The sequence below is a fragment of the Sinomonas sp. B1-1 genome, from assembly GCF_050474465.1.
GTDB classification, from domain to species: domain Bacteria; phylum Actinomycetota; class Actinomycetes; order Actinomycetales; family Micrococcaceae; genus Sinomonas; species Sinomonas flava.
Window position 1 is genome coordinate 99,024 of the sequence record NZ_JBCHVF010000003.1, and the last position, 17,518, is coordinate 116,541.

The following is a 17,518-nucleotide window of genomic DNA, read 5'->3' on the forward strand; positions in this document are numbered from 1 at the left end:
CTGCCACGCGGGCTGGCCGCTCAGTCCAGCGAATCCGAGATGCGCGCCGACCGCTCCGCCAGAGAGCTTCCCCGGGGAAGCCGCGCCGTCTGACCCGCGGGATCCACGTACAGGTGGTGGCAGAGGGTCGTGACCAGGCCCACCACGGCCACGGACCAGTAGATCATCCGGGCGTTCTGCATGCCGAGGACCGCCAGCGCCCAGGCGTCGGCCTCGCTGTGGCCCAGCGCCGTCCGCTGGCCCAGCAGTCTGTGATCGGTCCTCATCGACACGGTGTAGAGGTCCCCGGTCAGCGACGGATCGGAGGCGAACCACGAGTAGGCGCTTACCCGGGCGTCGAGCGTGACGCTCAGGGACCGGTCCTCCACGGAACTGACGGGCCCCATGGAGGGTCGCCGCCATTCCGGCCCCCGGTCCGGGCCGTCGCGTCCGGAGGGGGACCATAGGCGGGCTCGCAGGTGGGCCAGACCGTCGGCGTGGTGTTCCTGGATCAGCGCCAGGAGTTCATCTGTACCCATCAGTACATTTTAGTCCCCTCGTCTAGGGGCGGGATCGCTGGCAGCGCCCTCTCACGGGCTTCGTGCCGCCACCGACTCGAGGAGGTCCGCGCCGCGCGTCCGCCCGTCCAGGGCCCTGGCGCGCTCGCCCATGCGTGCTGCCGCGGCGCGGTGCGGGCCGTCGCCGAGGAGCTGTTCGACGGCCGCGCGGATCCTCCGCGGTGCCGAGGTGCGGCGAAGCCTCCTGCCGACCCCGGCGCGTTCGACGGCGCGCCCCACCCACGGCTGATCGGTCGTCGGGCTGAGGGGGAGGATCAGGAGAGGGACGCTGTGGGAGAGTGCCGCCATGGCGGTCCCGTGCCCGCCGTGTGAGACCACGAGCGACACGTGCGGCAGGACCTCCTCGTGGGGCAGCCACCGGTGCACCTCGACCCCGTCGGGGATCCGGAGCGCCGCCGGGTCGAGCGAGGGCCCGGTCGTCGCGATCAGCCGCGCCGCAACGCCGTCGACCGCGTCGAGGACGCGCTGGAACGTCGCGGCCAGCCCCGGGAAGCCGGCCGTGCTGAGGCTGACCAGCACCGTGGGCGTCTCGGGGCGCGCGGGGACGCCGCGCACCATCGGCCCGACGTGGACCACGTTGCCGTGGCCGCGGTCGAACTCCGGGATCGACGCCGTCACGACCGGCCGGCCGGCGTCGAGCAGGTCCATCGGGCACAGCCCCACGGGGAGCAGGGCGGCCTGCGCAACGGGGAGCATCCTGCGGAGCATGCCGTCCAGGGTGTGCTCGAGGACGACGTACTCGCGGCCGACGCGGCGCAGGGCGTCCATGACCCCGAACAGGACCACGTCGACGACGACGACGTCCGCCCGCCGCGCGGCGACCTCGGCGAGGACGTCCTGCTGCATGCCCGGGCTCGTGATGACCTTCAGGAGCGCGAGCGGCGACGTGCCGGTCAGCGCCGCGGCGCCGGGCGACCCGCGGAACGGGACCCCCGCGGCAGCGAAGGCTCCGGACTGGGAGGCATGCCCCATCACGGTGACCGCGTGCCCGCGGGCCACAAGCTCCTGCCCGAGGGCGAGGAAGGGCACCGCGTTGCCGCCGCCCTCCCACGTGACGAACAGGAAACTGCTCACGGAACCCCCTCCTGCCGGTGCACCGAGTGTACGGGGCGGCGAGCCGGGGCTTGATTTTAGGCATCCTAACATTTAGGCTACCTAAATATGAGTTCCAGTGACGACGTGACCGCCCTTGCAGGCGGCTTCCGCGAAGCCCTCCGGCACGGCGTATGGGTCGCGCGGAGGCTCGATGAGGTCTCGACCCTCCCCGCCGCCCAGCTGAGCGTGCTGAACATGGCCGAGGGCGAGGGGCTCCGCATGGGCGTCATCGCCAAGAACCTCGGCGTGAAGGTGCCTTCCGCGACAGAGCAGGTGGCCCGGCTGGAACGGGCCGGGCTCCTCGAAAGGCGCGCCGACCCGCTCGACGCGCGCGCCGTCGTCGTGCGCCGCACCCCGGCCGGTGACCGTGCCGCAGCCGAGGCCAACGGCGGGCGCAATGAGCTCATGGCAGCAGCCATCGCCACCCTGACCGAGGCGGAGCGCGCAGCCCTCGCCGCCGCGCTGCCGGTCATGGACAAGATCAACCAGTACTTCACAGAGACGGAGAAGCCCGCATGACCGCCGAACCCGGCGTCCGCTCCCACCAGACCAGCGCCCCGGCGTCACCCCAGGCGGGCCACCCGGCCGGCCACGAGGTCCTCGCTGCGGAGAAGGCCTCGTTCTTCCGCCAGCCCAAGGCGGTCTGGGCCACTGCCGCGGCCTCGGTGTTCGCCTTCATGGGGATCGGCCTCGTGGACCCGATCCTCCCGGCCATCGCCGCCAACCTGGATGCGACTCCGAGCCAGGTCTCCCTCCTGTTCACGAGCTACTTCCTCGTCACGGCCGTCATGATGCTCGTGACCGGGTGGGTCTCCTCGCGGATCGGCGGGAAGAAGACCCTGCTCATCGGCCTCGCCCTCATCGTCGTCTTCTCGAGCCTGGCCGGCACGAGCCAGAGCGTGGCCGAGCTCATCGGGTGGCGTGCCGGCTGGGGCCTGGGCAACTCGCTCTTCGTGGCCACGGCGCTGGCCGTGATCGTGGGCGTGGCCTCGGGCGGGACGGCGACCGCGATCATCCTCTACGAGGCCGCGCTGGGACTCGGGCTCTCCCTCGGCCCGCTCGCGGGAGCCCTCCTCGGCGGATGGCAGTGGCGCATGCCGTTCTTCGGCACCGCCACCCTCATGGCCGTGGCGTTCATCGCCATCCTGGCCACGCTCCCCAAGACCCCGGCGGCTGCCCGGAAGACCAGGTTCCGCGACCCGCTCAAGGCCCTCGGCCACGCCGGACTGCGCTCGGTGGCGGGCAGCGCGTTCTTCTACAACTTCGGCTTCTACACGGTCCTCGCCTTCGTCCCGTTCATCCTCGGCATGGATGCGTACGGGATCGGCGCCGTGTTCTTCGGCTGGGGCGTCGCGCTCGCGGTCTGCTCGGTGTTCCTCGCCCCGCCGCTCCAGGCCCGGTTCGGCGACATCACCGTCCTCGCCGGAACCCTGTCAGGCCTCGCGCTCGTCCTCGTGGGCCTCGCCGTCGCGGCCGCGGTCCACGCGGTCCCGGCTGTCGTCGTGCTGACCATCGTGGCCGGCGCGCTGCTGGGCGTGAACAACACGGTCTACACCGAGCTCGCGATGGGCATCTCCGACGCGCCGCGCCCGGTGGCCAGTGCGGGCTACAACTTCGTGCGCTGGATGGGCGGGGCGCTTGCGCCCTTCATCGCCACGTGGCTCGGGGAGACCTTCGGCGCCCCCGTCCCGTTCTACGCCTCGGCGGCCGCGCTCGTGGTGTCGATCGCGATCGCGCTGGCGGGCCGGCGCTACGTCACCGCCCACGAGCCCTCCGCCGTTTGAGCGGCGGCTGCGGGGGAAGGTAACCACGACGGTGCGGTGCGTCCGCGACCGGGTGGGCCGCGTGGGAATGAAACCCCCACGGGTATCGTTGAGACTTCCAAGACCGCAGAAACACGTGAGGAGCGCGGGAATGGCAACCAAGAACATCACCGGCGAGCAGTTCGCCGACGTCATCGAGAACAACGACATCGTCCTGGTCGACTGGTGGGCGTCCTGGTGCGGCCCCTGCCGCCAGTTCGCGCCGACCTACGAGGCTGCTTCGGAGAAGCACTCCGACGTGGTCTTCGCGAAGGTGGACACCGAGGCCGAGCAGATGCTGGCGGCGCAGGCCAACATCACCTCCATCCCGACCCTGATGGCATTCCGCGAGAAGGTCCTCGTCTTCTCCCAGCCCGGCGCCCTCCCGCCGGCCGCCCTCGAGCAGGTCATCGAGGCGGTCAAGGGCCTCGACATGGAGGACGTCCACAAGAAGGTCGCCGAGGCGCAGTCCAAGGGCTCGGACAACTGAGCCTGCAGCGCTGACCACAGCGCGACGGCGCCGCTCCCCGCTGGAGGGGGAGCGGCGCCGTCGTCGTTACGCCGGGGTCAGCGCGCGTGCAGCGGTCAGACGCGCTCGACCTTGACGGGCTCCGCCAGGAGAGCGCTGAGGGACTCGTTGAGGTCCTGGACAGCGGCGCCCTTCGAGTGCGCGTCCAGCTCCCCCTCGGAGGCCCACAGCTCGGACAGGATGATCCGGTCCTCGGACTCCTCCGTGATCTCGTACTGGAGGCAGCCCGGCTCGCGCTGGACCTCCTCGATCGCGATGTCCAGGGCCAGCTTCACGCGGAAGAACTCGCCCTCGTTCGGGATGAAGGTCGCCTTCAGGCGCACGGGATCAGTCATGGTGGCCAGCCTACCGAGTTGGTAGCTTTCCATCATGCAGACGTCCTACACGGCAGGCGAGACGACGACGCCCCTGCTCGAGGAGACCATCGGCGCCAACTTCGCCCGCATCGCGGAGCGTTTCGCGGACCGCGAGGCCCTCGTGGAAGCCGCGCCCGACGCCGGCGCTGACGCCGCCCGACGCTGGACCTACGCCGAGCTCGCGCACGACGTCGATGCCGCCGCCCGCGGCCTGCTCGCCGCCGGGGTGGTCAAGGGCGAGCGGGTGGGCATCTGGAGCCCGAACTGCGCCGAATGGACCATCCTCCAGTACGCCACCGCGGCGATCGGCGCGATCCTCGTCAACGTGAACCCCGCCTACCGCAGCCACGAGCTGCAGTTCGTGGTGAAGCAGAACGGCATGCGCATGCTGGTCGTCGCCCCGAGCGACCGCACGAGCGAGTATGTCGCGATGGCCCGCGACGCCCTCGCGGAGTGCCCGGACCTGCGCGAACTCGTGTTCCTGCCGGCGCCCCACGCCCCGGGCGGGGCGGTGTACGAGGCGGGCGCGCCGGCGTCGCGCGAGGAGACCACGTGGGAGGCGCTCGTCGGGCGGGCGGGGGAGGTGCCGGCGTCGGCCGTCGCCGAGCGCGCGGCGACCCTGGCGCCCGAGGACCCCATCAACATCCAGTACACCTCCGGCACCACCGGGTTCCCCAAGGGCGCGACGCTCACGCACCGGAACATCCTCAACAACGGGTTCTCGATCGGGGAGCTCCTGCGGTACACGGAGGAGGACCGCGTGGTGATCCCGGTGCCCTTCTACCACTGCTTCGGGATGGTCATCGGCAACCTGGCCGCCTACTCGCACGGGTGCGCCGCGATCCTCCCCGCGCGCGGCTTCAACCCCGCCGCGACGCTAGGCGCCGTGCAGGACTTCGAGGGCACGTCCCTCTACGGGGTGCCCACGATGTTCATTGCCGAACTCGCGCTGCCCGACTTCCCCTCGTACCGGCTCGGCACGCTGCGGACAGGGGTCATGGCGGGCTCGCTGTGCCCGATCGAGGTCATGAAGCGCGTCATCGCCGACATGCACATGACGGACGTGGCGATCTGCTACGGCATGACGGAGACCTCGCCGGTCTCCACGATGACGCGCGACGGCGACACGCTCGCCCAGCGCACCGAGACCGTCGGACGGACCATGCCGCACCTCGAGTCGAAGGTCGTGGACCCCGCGGGGGAGACGGTGGACCGTGGCCAGATCGGCGAGCTCTGCACGCGCGGCTACGCCGTCATGGCCGGGTACTGGGACCAGCCCGACAAGACCGCCCAGGCCATCGATCCCGACGGGTGGATGCACACCGGCGACCTCGCCCGCATGGACCGGGACGGGTACCTGGTGATCGAGGGCCGGATCAAGGACATGGTGATCCGCGGCGGCGAGAACGTCTACCCGCGCGAGATCGAGGAGTTCCTCTACCAGCACCCCTCCGTCCAGGACGTCCAGGTCATCGGCGTCCCGGACGCGAAGTACGGCGAGGAGCTCATGGCCTGCATCATCCTCAAGCCCGGCGCGGAGCCGCTGACCGCCGAGGACGTCGCCGAGTTCTGCCGCGGCCAGCTCGCCCACTACAAGGTCCCGCGGTACGTGGACATCCGCGAGTCGTTCCCCATGACCGTGTCGGGGAAGATCCGCAAGGTCGAGATGCGCGAGGAGGCCATCGCCCGGCTCGGGCTCGGCTGAACCTGCGCGGTTCGCCCGGACATGCAGGGTCCCACTGGGGTGTTCAGGGGTTGGCTCGCGGGCCGCGCTCCCTGCTCACGGGACGGCGGCGAGGAGCGCGGCCGGAACGACCATGAGCGGGACGAGCACGGCCCCCGCCGCCGCGTACCCCCACCACGAGATCGAGACGCCGAGCCGCCGCAGCTGCTCGTGCCAGATCAGCGTGGCGAGCGAGGCCCAGGGCGTGACGAGTGGCCCGGCGTTGACACCCACGAGCAGGGCGGCCAGGCGCGCCGGACCCCCCGCGGCCTGCTCGAAGGCGAGGTACGCGGGGAGGTTGTTGACGAGGTTGGACCCGGCCGCGCCGACGGCTGCGACCCGGACGAGGTCCAGCGGCCCGCTCCCCGAGCCGAGCAGCGACGCCGCGAGGTCTCCGCCGCCCAGGTGCTGGAGCGCCTCCATGAGCAGGAACAGGCCCGCCGCGAACACGACCAGCTGCCACGGCACGAGCGCCCAGCGCAGGGCCCGCGGCCGCCGTGCCGCGAAGGCGAGGACGAGCACCGCAGCCGCGGCCACCGAGGGGATCCAGGGGGCCACGCCTGAGACGAGGCCCGGCAGCAGGAACGCGAGGACCACGGCGCTGGTTCCCAGCAGGACCCGATCGGCTCGAACGCCGTCCCTCTCCGCCGGCGTTCGGGACGTGCGGAGCGGGTCGTAGCGGGCGCGCAGGTCCTTCCTGAACAGCACGGCGACGGCGAGCACCGGCACGAGCGCGCACCACAGGGCGGGCAGCGCCATCCGGGCGGCGAATTCCGCCGGCGACACCTTGCCCAGGGAGTGCAGGGCCAGGAGGTTGGTCAGGTTGGAGACCGGGAGCAACAGCGACCCGGTGTTGGCGAGCCACACCGCCGTGAGCGCGAACGGGAGCGGCGGGAGCCCGCAGCTCCGGGCGAGTACCACGACGATCGGGGTCAGCAGCACCGCTGTCGTGTCCAGCGAGAGGAAGACCGTGGCCGCCAGGGAGAGGACCGTCACGAGGGCCCACAGCAGCCAGGCACGGCCGCCTCCCCAGCGGCGGAAGCGTGCAGCGATCCACTCGAAGAGGCCCGCCGCGTTGAACAGCTCGGTGACGACCGTGATGGCCGCGACGAAGGCGAGGATCGGAACGACCCGATCGGCGAGGGCGCCGACGTCCTCCCACGCCAGAACGCCGGCGGCGACGGCCGCGCCGCCGAGGACAAGGAGGACGGCGCCCACAGCGGCCAGAGGCATGGCGTCAAGTCTAGGGGTCACGCAGCGCGGGTCCGGCCCGCCGCAGGGGGTGATCTCGGCTTCAGTGGGGGTGACTTCGGCGTCAGTGGGGGTGATCTCGGCGGGAGTCAGTGGAAGCGGTGGTCCTGGACCGTCATCCGCGCCCCGTACCGCGGCGCCCGGACGCCCGAGAGGTACAGCATGCGCACGATCCGCTGCCGGTGCCCACGCCACGGCTCAAGGAGGCGCAGCATCCCCGCGTCGTCGGTGCGCTCGCCGGTGAGCGCATAGCCGACGAAATGGGCGAGGTGGTAGTCCCCGACCGAGATCGAGTCTGGGTCCGCGTGCGTGCGCTGCGTGACCTCGGCGGCCGTCCAGATGCCGATGCCGGGGATTGACTGCAGCGCGGCCGCGGCCTCCGGCGCCGTCCGGGACGCGAGCCGCTCGAGCCCCGCCGCCGACCGCAGCGCGCGCATCACCGTGTCCGAGCGCTGGGGGCCCACCCCAGCGCGGTGCCACTCCCACGAAGGGATCCGCAGCCAGCCCTCCGCGCTCGGGGCGACCATGAGCCCCGCCGGCGCGACGGTTCCCGCACCGGGCGCCTGGGAGCCGTGGCGGCGCACGAGGTACCGGTAGCCGCGCCGGGCCTCGAGGGTGGTGACCTTCTGCTCGAGGATCGTGGGCACGAGCGCGTCCACCACCCGCCCGGTCGAGGGCAGGCGCAGCGCCGGGTTGCGGCGTCGTGCCTCGCGGACCAGGCGGGGCAGGCGCGCGAGGTACGCCTCGTCGTCGAACGCGGACCAGTCGTCGGTGAGGCCGAGCAGCGCGGGCGCTGACGCAACGGCCGACGCCGCGCCGTCGCCCCAGGCGCGGGCCCTCAGCGTCCCGGCGGCGTGGGTCAGCAGGAGCGAGGCGGGCCCGTCGGGGGTCCGGAAGGCCGCCCAGAGGCCGGCGGGGTGGGGCGCGAAGCAGGGGTCCCCGTCGCCCCGCTGGAGGGGGAAGCACGTGGCGGGGAGGGAGTAGTGGTCGGGCGCAGGCCACGAGCCGTCGGCATCCGCCGTTCCCGCGGCGGGAACGGCAGCCCAGGGGAGGGGGTCGGCGAGCGTCACCGCATCATCCTGCCACGCGGCGACGACAAACGTGCGGCCGTGGCCGCGCGAACCCTTGACGTGCGCCACGCGGTCCAAAACCATGCTGGTGGTGGCGCTGGAAGCGGCGTCATGGCGCTGACGAGGAAGGCGATGCCATGTCAGGGAAAGTCGTTCACTTCGAGATTCCCGCGGACGATTCGGGGCGCGCGGAGAAGTTCTATTCCGAGGCCTTCGGGTGGAGCCTCACGCCCGTTCCCGGGATGGACTACACGATGGTCGGCACCACGCCCAGCGACGAGAACGGCACGCCGACCGAATCGGGCAGCATCAACGGCGGCATGTTCGTGCGCAGCGAGGAGTTCCCGCCCAAGACCCCCATCATCACCGTGGACGTCGAGGACATCGACGCCGCCCTCGCCACGATCGGGAAGCTGGGCGGATCGACCGTGTCCCCGAAGCTGCCCGTGGGGGAGATGGGATTCGCCGCGTACTTCAAGGACACGGAGGGCAACATCCTCGGACTGTGGCAGAACGCGCCGCAGCAGGGGTAGCGGCCGCGAGGCGGCTCAGCGGAAGTCCCGGCTCGACGTCTTCGCCCGCAGGGGCAGGGCCTCGAGCCGGTCCGCGACCAGGTTCGTGACGCCCTCCTTGGACCGTTCGAGCATGCCCCGGATCACCATGGCCGGCGCCTGCTGCGCCACCCGCCGGTACCGGGTCCAGACCCCGACGCTGCAGACCACATTGAGGATGCCCGTCTCGTCCTCCAGATTGAGGAACGTGATGCCCTGGGCCGTCCCGGGCCGCTGCCGGTGGGTCACGACACCGGCGGCCTCGATGCGGCTGCCCGGTTCCGCGGTGCGCAGCTGGTCGATGCGGAGCACGCCCCGGGCGTCGAGCACGTCCCTGGCGTGCCGGAGGGGATGGCCGTCCGTGGCGACCCCCGTGGCCCAGAGGTCGTAGGCCACCACCTCCTCCTCGCTCAGCTCCGGCAGGAGGGGCGGCTGGACGTACGGCTGGGAGCCCGGGAGCTGGCCCGGCCGCTCGAGTGCTGCGGCCCCCGACTGCCACAGCGCCTCGCGCCGCGTGAGCCCGAGGGAGTCCAGTGCTCCTGCCGACGCGAGCGACTCGAGCTGCTCCGCCGTGAGGCCCGTGCGGCGCGACAGCTCCGCGATGCCCCGGTACGCCCCGCCGGCCTCCCGCTCGGCGACGATCCGCTCGGCGAGGTCCTTGCCGATCCCCTTGACGCTCGAGAGCCCCAGCCTCACGGCACGGCTGCCGTCGCGCCGATGCGCGGCGGACTCGTCGGGGGCCTCCGGGTCGAACGGGCCGATCGGCGGCTGGAACCTGTCGAGGCACGCGTCGAGGCCGGCGGGCTCCTCCCCGGCCCACACCGCCGGCGGCGCGGGTGCCGCCGGCGGCCCCTCGGCGTCGTGCGCCTCGAGGCACGCGTCCGCGCGGGAGCGGAGGATGTCGGGACGGAGCACGACGACGCCGTGCCGCCTTGCGTCCGCGACGAGCGTCTGCGGGGAGTAGAACCCCATGGGCTGGGCCCGCAGCAGCGCCGCGAGGAACGCCCCGGGGTAGTGCAGCTTGAGCCACGAGCTCGCGTAGACGAGGACGGCGAAGCTGATCGAGTGGGACTCCGCGAAGCCGAAGTCCGCGAACGCCGCGATCTGCGTGTAGATCGCCTTGGACTCCTCGGGCGTCAGCCCGTTCGCGGCCATGCCGGCGAAGAGCTTCTCGCGGAGGGTGCCGATCTTCTCCACGCCCCGCTTGGACCCCATGGCCCGGCGCAGGAGGTCCGCGTCCTCTGCGGTGCAGCCCCCGATCGCCATGGCCATCTGCATGAGCTGCTCCTGGAACAGCGGGACGCCGAGCGTGCGCTCGAGCACCGGCTTCAGGAGCGGGTGGGGGTAGGTGATGTCCTCCTCGCCCGCCCGCCGCCGGATGTACGGATGGACCGCCCCGCCCTGGATGGGCCCCGGCCGGATGAGCGCGATCTCGACGACGAGGTCGTAGAACTCCCGCGGACGCAGCCTCGGCAGTGTGCTCATCTGGGCCCTCGACTCCACCTGGAACACCCCGACGGAATCGGCGCGGCACAGCATGTCGTAGACGGCCGGCTCCTCCTTGGGGATGTCCTCGATCCGCCACCGCACGCCGAAGTGCTCCTCGACCATGTCGAAGCAGTACTGGAGGGCGGCGAGCATGCCCAGCCCGAGCAGGTCGAACTTGACCAGCCCCATCCACTCGCAGTCGTCCTTGTCCCACTGCAGGACGGTGCGGTCCTCCATGCGGGCATGCTCGATCGGCACCACCTCGCCCACGGGCCGCTCGGTGAGCACCATCCCCCCCGAATGGATGCCGAGGTGGCGCGGGTAGCCGAGGAACTGCTCGGCGAGCGCGAGGACCCGCGGCGGGATGCCGTCGGCCTCGGACGGCCCCCCGGCTCCCGGGCCGGACTGGCTCTTCGCGGCGGAGAGCGCGTCCCAGCGCTCGAGGCGCTTGGACCAGGCGTCCTGCTGGCCCTGGCTGTAGCCGAAGGCCTTCGCGACGTCCCGCACGGCGTTCTTGGGACGGTAGCTCACCACGTTGGCCACCTGGGCCGCGTTCGCCCTGCCGTACTTCGCGTAGACGTGCTGGATGACCTCCTCGCGGCGGTCCGAGTCGAAGTCGACGTCGATGTCCGGCTCCTCCTCCCGCAGGCTCGACAGGAAGCGCTCGAACGGCAGGCGGTAGGCGATGCTGTCCACCGCGGTGATCCCGAGCAGGTAGCACACGGCGGAGTTGGCCGCCGACCCGCGCCCCTGGCACAGGATGCCGCGGCTGCGGGCGAACTGCACGATCTCGTGGACGATGAGGAAGTAGCCCGGGAAGTCCTTCTTCTCGATGACCGCGAGCTCCTTCTCGACGCGCTCGCGGACCTCCTCCGGGGGGACCGGCCCCCGCCATCCCGGGCCCGGGGTGCCGTAGCGGTCCACGATGCCGCGGTCCACGAGCCCGCGCAGGTGCGACATGGGCGTATGCCCCTCGGGCACCTCCTGCTTCGGCAGCCTGGGGCGTGCGGAGCGCAGCGGGAAGGCGAGGCTGTCCGCGAGCCGCACGGTGTTCTCCACGGCCCCCGGGTAGCGGGCGAAGAGCCTGGCCATCTCCTCCCCGCTGCGCAGGTGAGCGCCGTCGCTCGCCGGCAGCCAGCCGTCGAGCTCGTCGAGGCTGCGCCGCGCCCGCACCGCGGCGAGGGCCGTCGCGAGCGGATGCCCGGACGGGCTGGCATAGTGCACCGCGTTCGTGGCCACGCAGGGCAGCCCGAGGCGGCCGGCGACGGCGGCGAGGGCGTCGTTGTGCGCGCTGTCGAGCGGGTTCCCGTGGTCGTAGAGCTCGACGGCCACACCGTCCGCGCCGAACAGGGCGACGAGGTCCTCGACCGCGCGCTCGGCGGCGGCCTCCCCGTGGCCGGCGAGGGCCCGGCGCACCGCTCCCTTCCGGCAGCCGGTCAGCACGAGGCAGTGCCCCCTCAGCCGCTCCGCGAGGTCCTCCAGCGCGTACACGGGCCGGCCCTTCTCGGCGCCCTCGGCGAGCTGGGCGGCCGTGATGGCCGCGGCGAGCCTGTGGTAGCCCTCCTCGCCGCGGGCCAGGACGAGCAGGTGCTCTCCCTCGGGGTCCGGCTCGCCGTTCTGCGGTCCGCCCAGCCCGAGGGAGAGCTCCGCGCCGAATACCGTCGGGAGCCCGTAGGCCTCGGCGGCCTCGGCGAGCCTCACGACGCCGTAGAAGCCGTCGTGGTCGGTGATCGCCAGGGCATGCAGCCCCAGGCGCACGGCCTCCTCGACGAGCGCTTCGGGGGAGGACGCCCCGTCGAGGAAGCTGTAGTGCGAATGGACGTGCAGTTCCGCGTAGGGGACCGCCTGCCCCGCCGCGCCGGCGGACGACGGCGCGGGCCCGCCGTCGTGCGCGCCCTCCCCGAGCGCAGCCTCCCCGAGCGCGGGGAGCGGGATGTAGGGGCCGCGCTTGCGCGACCAGGCGGGGCTGTCCCCGCCGTCATGCTCGATGGGCGCGCGCCCGGCATCGGTCCGGCTGGGGCGGCCGCGGAGGTCGTCCGCGGAGACCTCCTTGCCCTCGAGGATGTCGTGGAGGTGCTTCCACGGGATCGGCGGATTGTTCCAGCCCACGGGGCCTCCTTCCAGCCGTCGTCAGTCATAGCGGGCCTCCGCCCACCAGCGGCCGCCTTCCCTGAGCAGGAGCCAGGCCTCGCCGTCGCCGTCGAGGATCTGGAACCGCTCGGCCCTGCGGCTCTCGGCGGTGTCCCACCACCTCTCCCGCAGGGGCCACGGGCCTGCCCAGCTGCGGACAGGCCGACGGGCGGAGCCCGGCGCGGGGGTGAACCAGGCAGGCGCGGCCCTGAGGTGTCCGCGGTCGTCCACGTCCAGGGGCGCCGAGTCATCGCCCAGGAGCACCACGGGAACGGGCTCGGGGAAGACGACGGCGGGCAGGGGAGGAGGGACCGACCCGGGCCACGGGCGCCCCGCGCGGTCCGCCGTGCCCGGCGGCGCGTCCTCGCCCCAGGGCACGAGGAGGCACCGTTCCGCCAGGAGGCGCCCGCCGCCCGAGGCCGCATGGAGCACTGACCCGTGGCCGAGCATGGTCTGAAGACGGTGCAGGCCGTGGTCCAGCCGCTCGTCCACGCCCCCGAAGAGGGCCTGTGCCCGGCGTCCGAGGAGGTCCACGCGTTCGGGGAGCAGCCGGACCTGGACCACAGGAGCGGCCATCGACTCGCCCGACGAGCGCCAGGCGGCACCGCCGTGGCGGCGCGGATGCCCTTCCTGCCCCGAGGACTGCAGCTGCCAGCGGACCCGGTCCAGGGCGTCGGCCGGGCTGAACTGGTTGGGGTGCCCCCAGGACCGCTCGGAACGGGCCCCCGCGTCGTCGGTGATCACCACCCTCAGCTGGGTGCAGGCGAGGCCGGCGCGCATCAGTCCGCCGATGAAGTCCTCGGCCACCGGGCGCAGGGCGAACGCGATCTGGTCCACCCGGTCGAGTCCGGGCTCGAACTCGGCCGTCCGGTCCAGGGGCGACGGGGGAACGCGGGGCACGACGGCGCGTGGGTCGCGGCCGCTCGCGCGGGCGTGCGCGGCGAGCCCGTCGTCGCCGAACCGGGAGCGGACGTCCGCGGCCGGAAGGGCGGCGAAGTCCCCGAGCGTGCCCAGGCCCAGCCGCTTCAGGAGCGAGGCGAGCCGGGCGTCGCCCAGGGCGGTGACGGGCAGGGGGGCGAGGAACCGGGCGGATCCGCCGGGGCCGATGATCCGGAGGGGATGCAGCTCGACGGCGTCCCGGGCCGCCTGCTCGGCGGCGAAGACTGAGTCCGCGATCCCGGCCCGTGCCTCGAGCCCGAGGCTGGCCGCCGAGTCGAGCGCCGCACCCCCGGCGGCCTCCTCGCTCCCGTAGTAGCGGGCGGCACCGCGGGCCTTCACCGCGCACAGCCCCGGCCGCAGGACCTGCACTCCGGGGACGGCGGTCTCGAGGGCCCGCACGACGGGCTCGAATTCGCGGGCGGAGCGTTCCGGGTCGACGGGAACCGTGGCGAGCTCGGGGCATCTGACCTGCGCCTCCCTGATCCGCAGCCCCCGCGCGACGCCGGCGGCCCGCGCCTCGGCGGAGCACACGGCGACCAGCCCCTTGTCGATGACGGCCGCCGCCACGCGGTCGGGGACCTCGCCGGCCAGCTGGGCGGCGATGAGCGGCCAGTCGGGGAACCACAGGACCAGGGCCCTCGGGACCCCGGACGGGGCGCGCCCGCTCATCGGGGTGCCCCGCTCCGGCCCTGCACCCCGGACAGCCGGGGGAGGGCCCCCGCCTGCGGGGAGGCGAGGTCGACGGCGGCCGTGCGGGTCCTGCCCCGCTGGCTCAGGGCGAGCTCGACCCGGTGGCGCCGGAGATGCCCGTGCCCCTGCCCGAGGCCCTCCCAGCTCGAGCCCCTCGCCTCGAGGGCGCCCTCGCTCTGCGGCCAGGGGCCCATGACGAGCAGGACACCGGCCCGTTCGCGCAGCCGCGACCCCAGGCGTGACGCCTCGGCCGGGCGGACGGGACCCGCGGGCCGGGCCAGGACCACCGGCAGGACGTCCACGAGGGCGCCCACCGCCGTGAGCCACTCGGTCCCCGGGTCGGGAACGAGCACGAGCCGGTCGAGGTCGACGCCGAAGCTGGCCGCCGCCTCGGCCCCGAACTCCGGGAAGCCCACGGCGCCGCACCAGTGGCCCTCGGCCGAGGGGCCCGCGAGGAGGGCCATCGCGACGGAGAGCGGGGTGTCGAGGGAGTAGGCTGTTCCGCCCCTGAGCCCTGCGGGGAAGAGGGACGAGAAGCAGGGGAGCACTGGGTGGGAGCCCTGATGGTTCCGGCGCCCCTGGAGGGTGTTGATGCGTTCCTGGAGCTCGCGCAGCTGCCCGGCCGCGGAGACGGCCTGATCGGAGCTGAGTGCGAGGGACATAGAACCATTTTCGAAAATGTGTTCGAAGAAGTCAATCCGGGCCAGCGGCTACAGTTGGGGTCGTGAAGTATGCCAACTCCGTCGTCGAACTCATCGGGCACACGCCCCTCGTCAAGCTCCAGAAGGTCACTGAGGGCATCAAGGCGACGGTCCTGGTCAAACTCGAGTACCTCAACCCCGGCGGGTCCATCAAGGACCGCATCGCGCTGAAGATGATCGAGCAGGCCGAGGCGGACGGCAAGCTCGCCCCCGGCGGGACGATCGTCGAGCCCACGAGCGGCAACACCGGCGTCGGGCTCGCCCTGGTGGGCCAGCAGAAGGGGTACCGCTGCATCTTCGTCGTCCCGGACAAGGTGGGCGAGGAGAAGCGCGCCGTCCTCGAGGCCTACGGCGCCGAGGTCGTGGTCACCCCCACCGCGGTGGCACCCGACTCCCCGCAGTCCTACTACGGCGTCTCGGACCGCCTCGTGACCGAGATCCCCGGGGCCTTCAAGCCGGACCAGTTCTCCAACCCCGGCGCCCCCAGGAGCCACTACGAGACCACCGGCCCCGAGATCTGGGCCGACACCGACGGCAAGGTCACCCACGTGGTCATCGGCGCCGGGACCGGCGGGACCATCACCGGCACGGGCCGCTTCCTCAAGGAGGCCAGCGCGGACCGCCCGGAGTCCGAGGGCGGCCAGGTCAAGGTCATCGGCGCCGACCCCGAGGGCTCCGTCTACTCCGGCGGCTCGGGGCGGCCCTACTTCGTCGAGGGCGTGGGCGAGGACATGTGGCCGGCCAACTACGACAAGTCGGTCCCGGACGAGGTGCTCGCCGTGACCGACGCGGAGTCGTTCGCGATGACGCGCCGCCTCGCCCGCGAGGAGGGCCTCCTCGTCGGCGGCTCGTCCGGCATGGCCGTCGTGGCCGCGCTGCGCGTGGCGCAGGACCTGCCCGAGGACGCCGTCGTCGTCGTGATCCTGCCGGATTCCGGCCGTGGCTACCTCGCCAAGATCTTCAACGACGACTGGATGCGCTCCTACGGCTTCCTTCCGGGCGCGGAGGAGAAGACCGTCGGGGAGCTGCTCCAGAGCAAGGACGGCCGCCTCCCGGACCTCGTCCACACGCACCCCAACGAGACGGTCCGCGACGTCATCGACATCATGAACGAGTACGGCATCAGCCACCTCCCGGTGCTCTCCGCCGAGCCGCCCGTGGTCATGGGCGAGGTCCTCGGCGCCGTCGACGAGCGCTCGCTGTCCGCCAAGCTCTTCCGGGGCGAGGCCAAGCTCACGGACAAGATCTCCGAGCACATGGGCGAGCGCCTGCCGGTCATCGGGTCCCTCGAGGGCCAGGCAGAGCTGCGCAAGGCCCTCAGCGAGGAGGACGCCGTCATGGTCACCTTCGTGGGCGCTCCGATCGGCATCCTGACCCGTCACGACCTCCTGGCCAACCTCAACAAGTAAGGGGACGACCACCATGCCACACAGCTCCAACGGACAGACCGGGCAGGCCGCCGGCTTCAACACGCGCGCGGTCCACGCCGGCCAGGAGTTCGAGCCGCGCACGGGCGCGGTCGTGCCCCCGCTGCACTTCTCCTCGACCTATGCGCAGGAGGGGATCGGCGGCCTCCGCGCCGGCTACGAGTACGGCCGCGGCGGCAACCCGACCCGCGACGCCCTCCAGGAGCAGCTCGCCGCGCTCGAGGGCGGCCGGCACGCCTACTCGTTCGGGTCCGGCCTCGCGGCCGAGGACGCGCTCATCCGCGCCCTCTGCTCCCCTGGGGACCGGATCGTCCTCGGCAACGATGCCTACGGCGGCACCTACCGCCTGATCTCGCGGGTCCTGAAGCCCTGGGGGATCGAGAACAGGCCCATCGACATGTCCCAGCTCGACCGGGTCCGCACCGTCGTCGAGCAGGGCGCCCGGCTCGTGTGGGTCGAGACCCCGTCGAACCCGATGATGAAGATCACCGATATCACGGCCCTCGCGGACATCGCCCACGACGCCGGAGCCCTCCTCGTCGTCGACAACACCTTCGCCTCGCCGTACCTGCAGAACCCGCTCGCCCTGGGCGCGGACGTCGTCGTGCACTCGACGACCAAGTACATCGGCGGCCATTCCGACGTGGTGGGCGGCGCCGTCATTATCGGGGACCGGGCGGGTGACGACGAGCTGGCCGAGAAGGTCGGCTTCATCCAGTTCGCCGTGGGCGCCGTCTCCGGCCCCATGGACGCGTTCCTGACCACGCGCGGCCTCAAGACCCTCGGCGTGCGCATGGAGCGGCACTCGGAGAACGCCCAGAGGATCGCCGAGTGGCTCGTGGGCCGCCCCGGCGTCGAGAAGGTGCTCTACCCGGGCCTGCCGGACCACCCCGGCCACGAGCTCGCGGCGAAGCAGATGCGCCGCTTCGGCGGCATGATCTCGGTCCAGTTCACGGGCGGGGAGGCCGCGGCGCGCAAGGTCGCGGAGTCCACCCGGCTGTTCACGCTCGCCGAGAGCCTCGGCGGCATCGAGTCGCTCATGAACTACCCCTCGGAGATGACGCACGCGTCCGTCAAGGGCACCGAGCTGGCCGTCCCCGAGAACCTCGTGCGCCTGTCCGTGGGCATCGAGGACGCCGAGGACCTCATCGCGGACCTCGACGCGGCCATCGCACAGCTCCAGCCCTGACCCTTCCGGAGGACCGCTTT

Annotated in this window: 15 protein-coding genes; 7 read left to right on the top strand and 8 right to left on the bottom strand. The window is 72.6% G+C overall.

The genetic code is table 11. The features are described from left to right. Nucleotides 1-20 precede the first annotated feature (20 nt). Both ACQ5BE_RS07450 and ACQ5BE_RS07455 read right to left on the bottom strand, forming a co-directional pair. Nucleotides 21-518, bottom strand: coding sequence for a hypothetical protein (locus ACQ5BE_RS07450; RefSeq protein ID WP_430296384.1), 498 nt, complete (start codon nucleotides 516-518; stop codon nucleotides 21-23). Nucleotides 519-569: 51 nt separating this feature from the next. Beyond that, nucleotides 570-1,631 carry a glycosyltransferase gene (locus tag ACQ5BE_RS07455; protein WP_430296385.1) on the bottom strand — a complete coding sequence of 354 codons (1,062 nt, stop codon included), beginning with the start codon at nucleotides 1,629-1,631 and terminating at the stop codon, nucleotides 570-572. A gap of 87 nt (nucleotides 1,632-1,718) precedes the next feature. On the opposite strand from ACQ5BE_RS07455, the gene ACQ5BE_RS07460 reads away from it, so the two are divergent. The 3 genes from ACQ5BE_RS07460 (at nucleotide 1,719) to trxA (ending at nucleotide 3,944) form a co-directional block, all read left to right on the top strand. Continuing rightward, complete coding sequence (locus ACQ5BE_RS07460) at nucleotides 1,719-2,171, top strand: MarR family winged helix-turn-helix transcriptional regulator (protein WP_344298931.1); 453 nt, start codon at nucleotides 1,719-1,721, stop codon at nucleotides 2,169-2,171. Next, nucleotides 2,168-3,436 carry an MFS transporter gene (locus ACQ5BE_RS07465; RefSeq protein WP_430296386.1) on the top strand — a complete coding sequence of 423 codons (1,269 nt, stop codon included), beginning with the start codon at nucleotides 2,168-2,170 and terminating at the stop codon, nucleotides 3,434-3,436. Before ACQ5BE_RS07460 ends, ACQ5BE_RS07465 begins: the two co-directional genes overlap by 4 nt. Nucleotides 3,437-3,566: 130 nt before the next feature. Beyond that, on the top strand, nucleotides 3,567-3,944 hold the full coding sequence (trxA, locus tag ACQ5BE_RS07470) for a thioredoxin (RefSeq protein WP_430296387.1): 378 nt from the start codon (nucleotides 3,567-3,569) through the stop codon (nucleotides 3,942-3,944). A 95-nt stretch (nucleotides 3,945-4,039) separates the two neighbouring features. Here trxA and ACQ5BE_RS07475 read toward each other — a convergent pair whose 3' ends face one another. Further along, nucleotides 4,040-4,318: a putative quinol monooxygenase gene (locus tag ACQ5BE_RS07475; protein WP_430296389.1), complete on the bottom strand. Its 279-nt coding sequence runs from the start codon at nucleotides 4,316-4,318 to the stop codon at nucleotides 4,040-4,042. A 34-nt stretch (nucleotides 4,319-4,352) separates the two neighbouring features. Here ACQ5BE_RS07475 and ACQ5BE_RS07480 point away from each other — a divergent pair, with 34 nt between their 5' ends. Next, on the top strand, nucleotides 4,353-6,044 hold the full coding sequence (locus ACQ5BE_RS07480) for an AMP-binding protein (RefSeq protein ID WP_430296390.1): 1,692 nt from the start codon (nucleotides 4,353-4,355) through the stop codon (nucleotides 6,042-6,044). 75 nt (nucleotides 6,045-6,119) lie between these two features. On the opposite strand, the gene ACQ5BE_RS07485 is transcribed toward ACQ5BE_RS07480, so the two are convergent. Both ACQ5BE_RS07485 and ACQ5BE_RS07490 read right to left on the bottom strand, forming a co-directional pair. Beyond that, complete coding sequence (locus ACQ5BE_RS07485; RefSeq protein WP_430296391.1) at nucleotides 6,120-7,295, bottom strand: SLC13 family permease; 1,176 nt, start codon at nucleotides 7,293-7,295, stop codon at nucleotides 6,120-6,122. A 107-nt stretch (nucleotides 7,296-7,402) separates the two neighbouring features. Next, nucleotides 7,403-8,383, bottom strand: a complete 981-nt coding sequence (locus tag ACQ5BE_RS07490) for a DNA-3-methyladenine glycosylase family protein (protein ID WP_430296616.1) — start codon at nucleotides 8,381-8,383, stop codon at nucleotides 7,403-7,405. A 137-nt stretch (nucleotides 8,384-8,520) separates the two neighbouring features. On the opposite strand from ACQ5BE_RS07490, the gene ACQ5BE_RS07495 reads away from it, so the two are divergent. Then, entirely contained in the window at nucleotides 8,521-8,916 is a 396-nt protein-coding gene (locus ACQ5BE_RS07495; RefSeq protein WP_413248453.1) for a VOC family protein, read from the top strand. Nucleotides 8,917-8,931: 15 nt separating this feature from the next. On the opposite strand, the gene ACQ5BE_RS07500 is transcribed toward ACQ5BE_RS07495, so the two are convergent. The 3 genes from ACQ5BE_RS07500 to ACQ5BE_RS07510 are packed head-to-tail and all read right to left on the bottom strand — an operon-like array spanning nucleotide 8,932 to nucleotide 14,843. Further along, nucleotides 8,932-12,531, bottom strand: coding sequence for an error-prone DNA polymerase (locus ACQ5BE_RS07500; RefSeq protein ID WP_430296392.1), 3,600 nt, complete (start codon nucleotides 12,529-12,531; stop codon nucleotides 8,932-8,934). Between the two features lie 21 nt (nucleotides 12,532-12,552). After that, on the bottom strand, nucleotides 12,553-14,160 hold the full coding sequence (locus ACQ5BE_RS07505; RefSeq protein ID WP_430296393.1) for a DNA polymerase Y family protein: 1,608 nt from the start codon (nucleotides 14,158-14,160) through the stop codon (nucleotides 12,553-12,555). After that, nucleotides 14,157-14,843, bottom strand: coding sequence for a hypothetical protein (locus ACQ5BE_RS07510; protein ID WP_430296394.1), 687 nt, complete (start codon nucleotides 14,841-14,843; stop codon nucleotides 14,157-14,159). Before ACQ5BE_RS07510 ends, ACQ5BE_RS07505 begins: the two co-directional genes overlap by 4 nt. Nucleotides 14,844-14,905: 62 nt before the next feature. Between ACQ5BE_RS07510 and ACQ5BE_RS07515 the strand changes: the two genes are divergently transcribed. Together ACQ5BE_RS07515 and ACQ5BE_RS07520 are read left to right on the top strand one after the other, a co-directional pair. Further along, entirely contained in the window at nucleotides 14,906-16,291 is a 1,386-nt protein-coding gene (locus tag ACQ5BE_RS07515; RefSeq protein WP_430296395.1) for a cystathionine beta-synthase, read from the top strand. Nucleotides 16,292-16,304: 13 nt separating this feature from the next. Continuing rightward, entirely contained in the window at nucleotides 16,305-17,498 is a 1,194-nt protein-coding gene (locus ACQ5BE_RS07520) for a cystathionine gamma-synthase (protein ID WP_430296396.1), read from the top strand. Nucleotides 17,499-17,518: the final 20 nt, after the last annotated feature.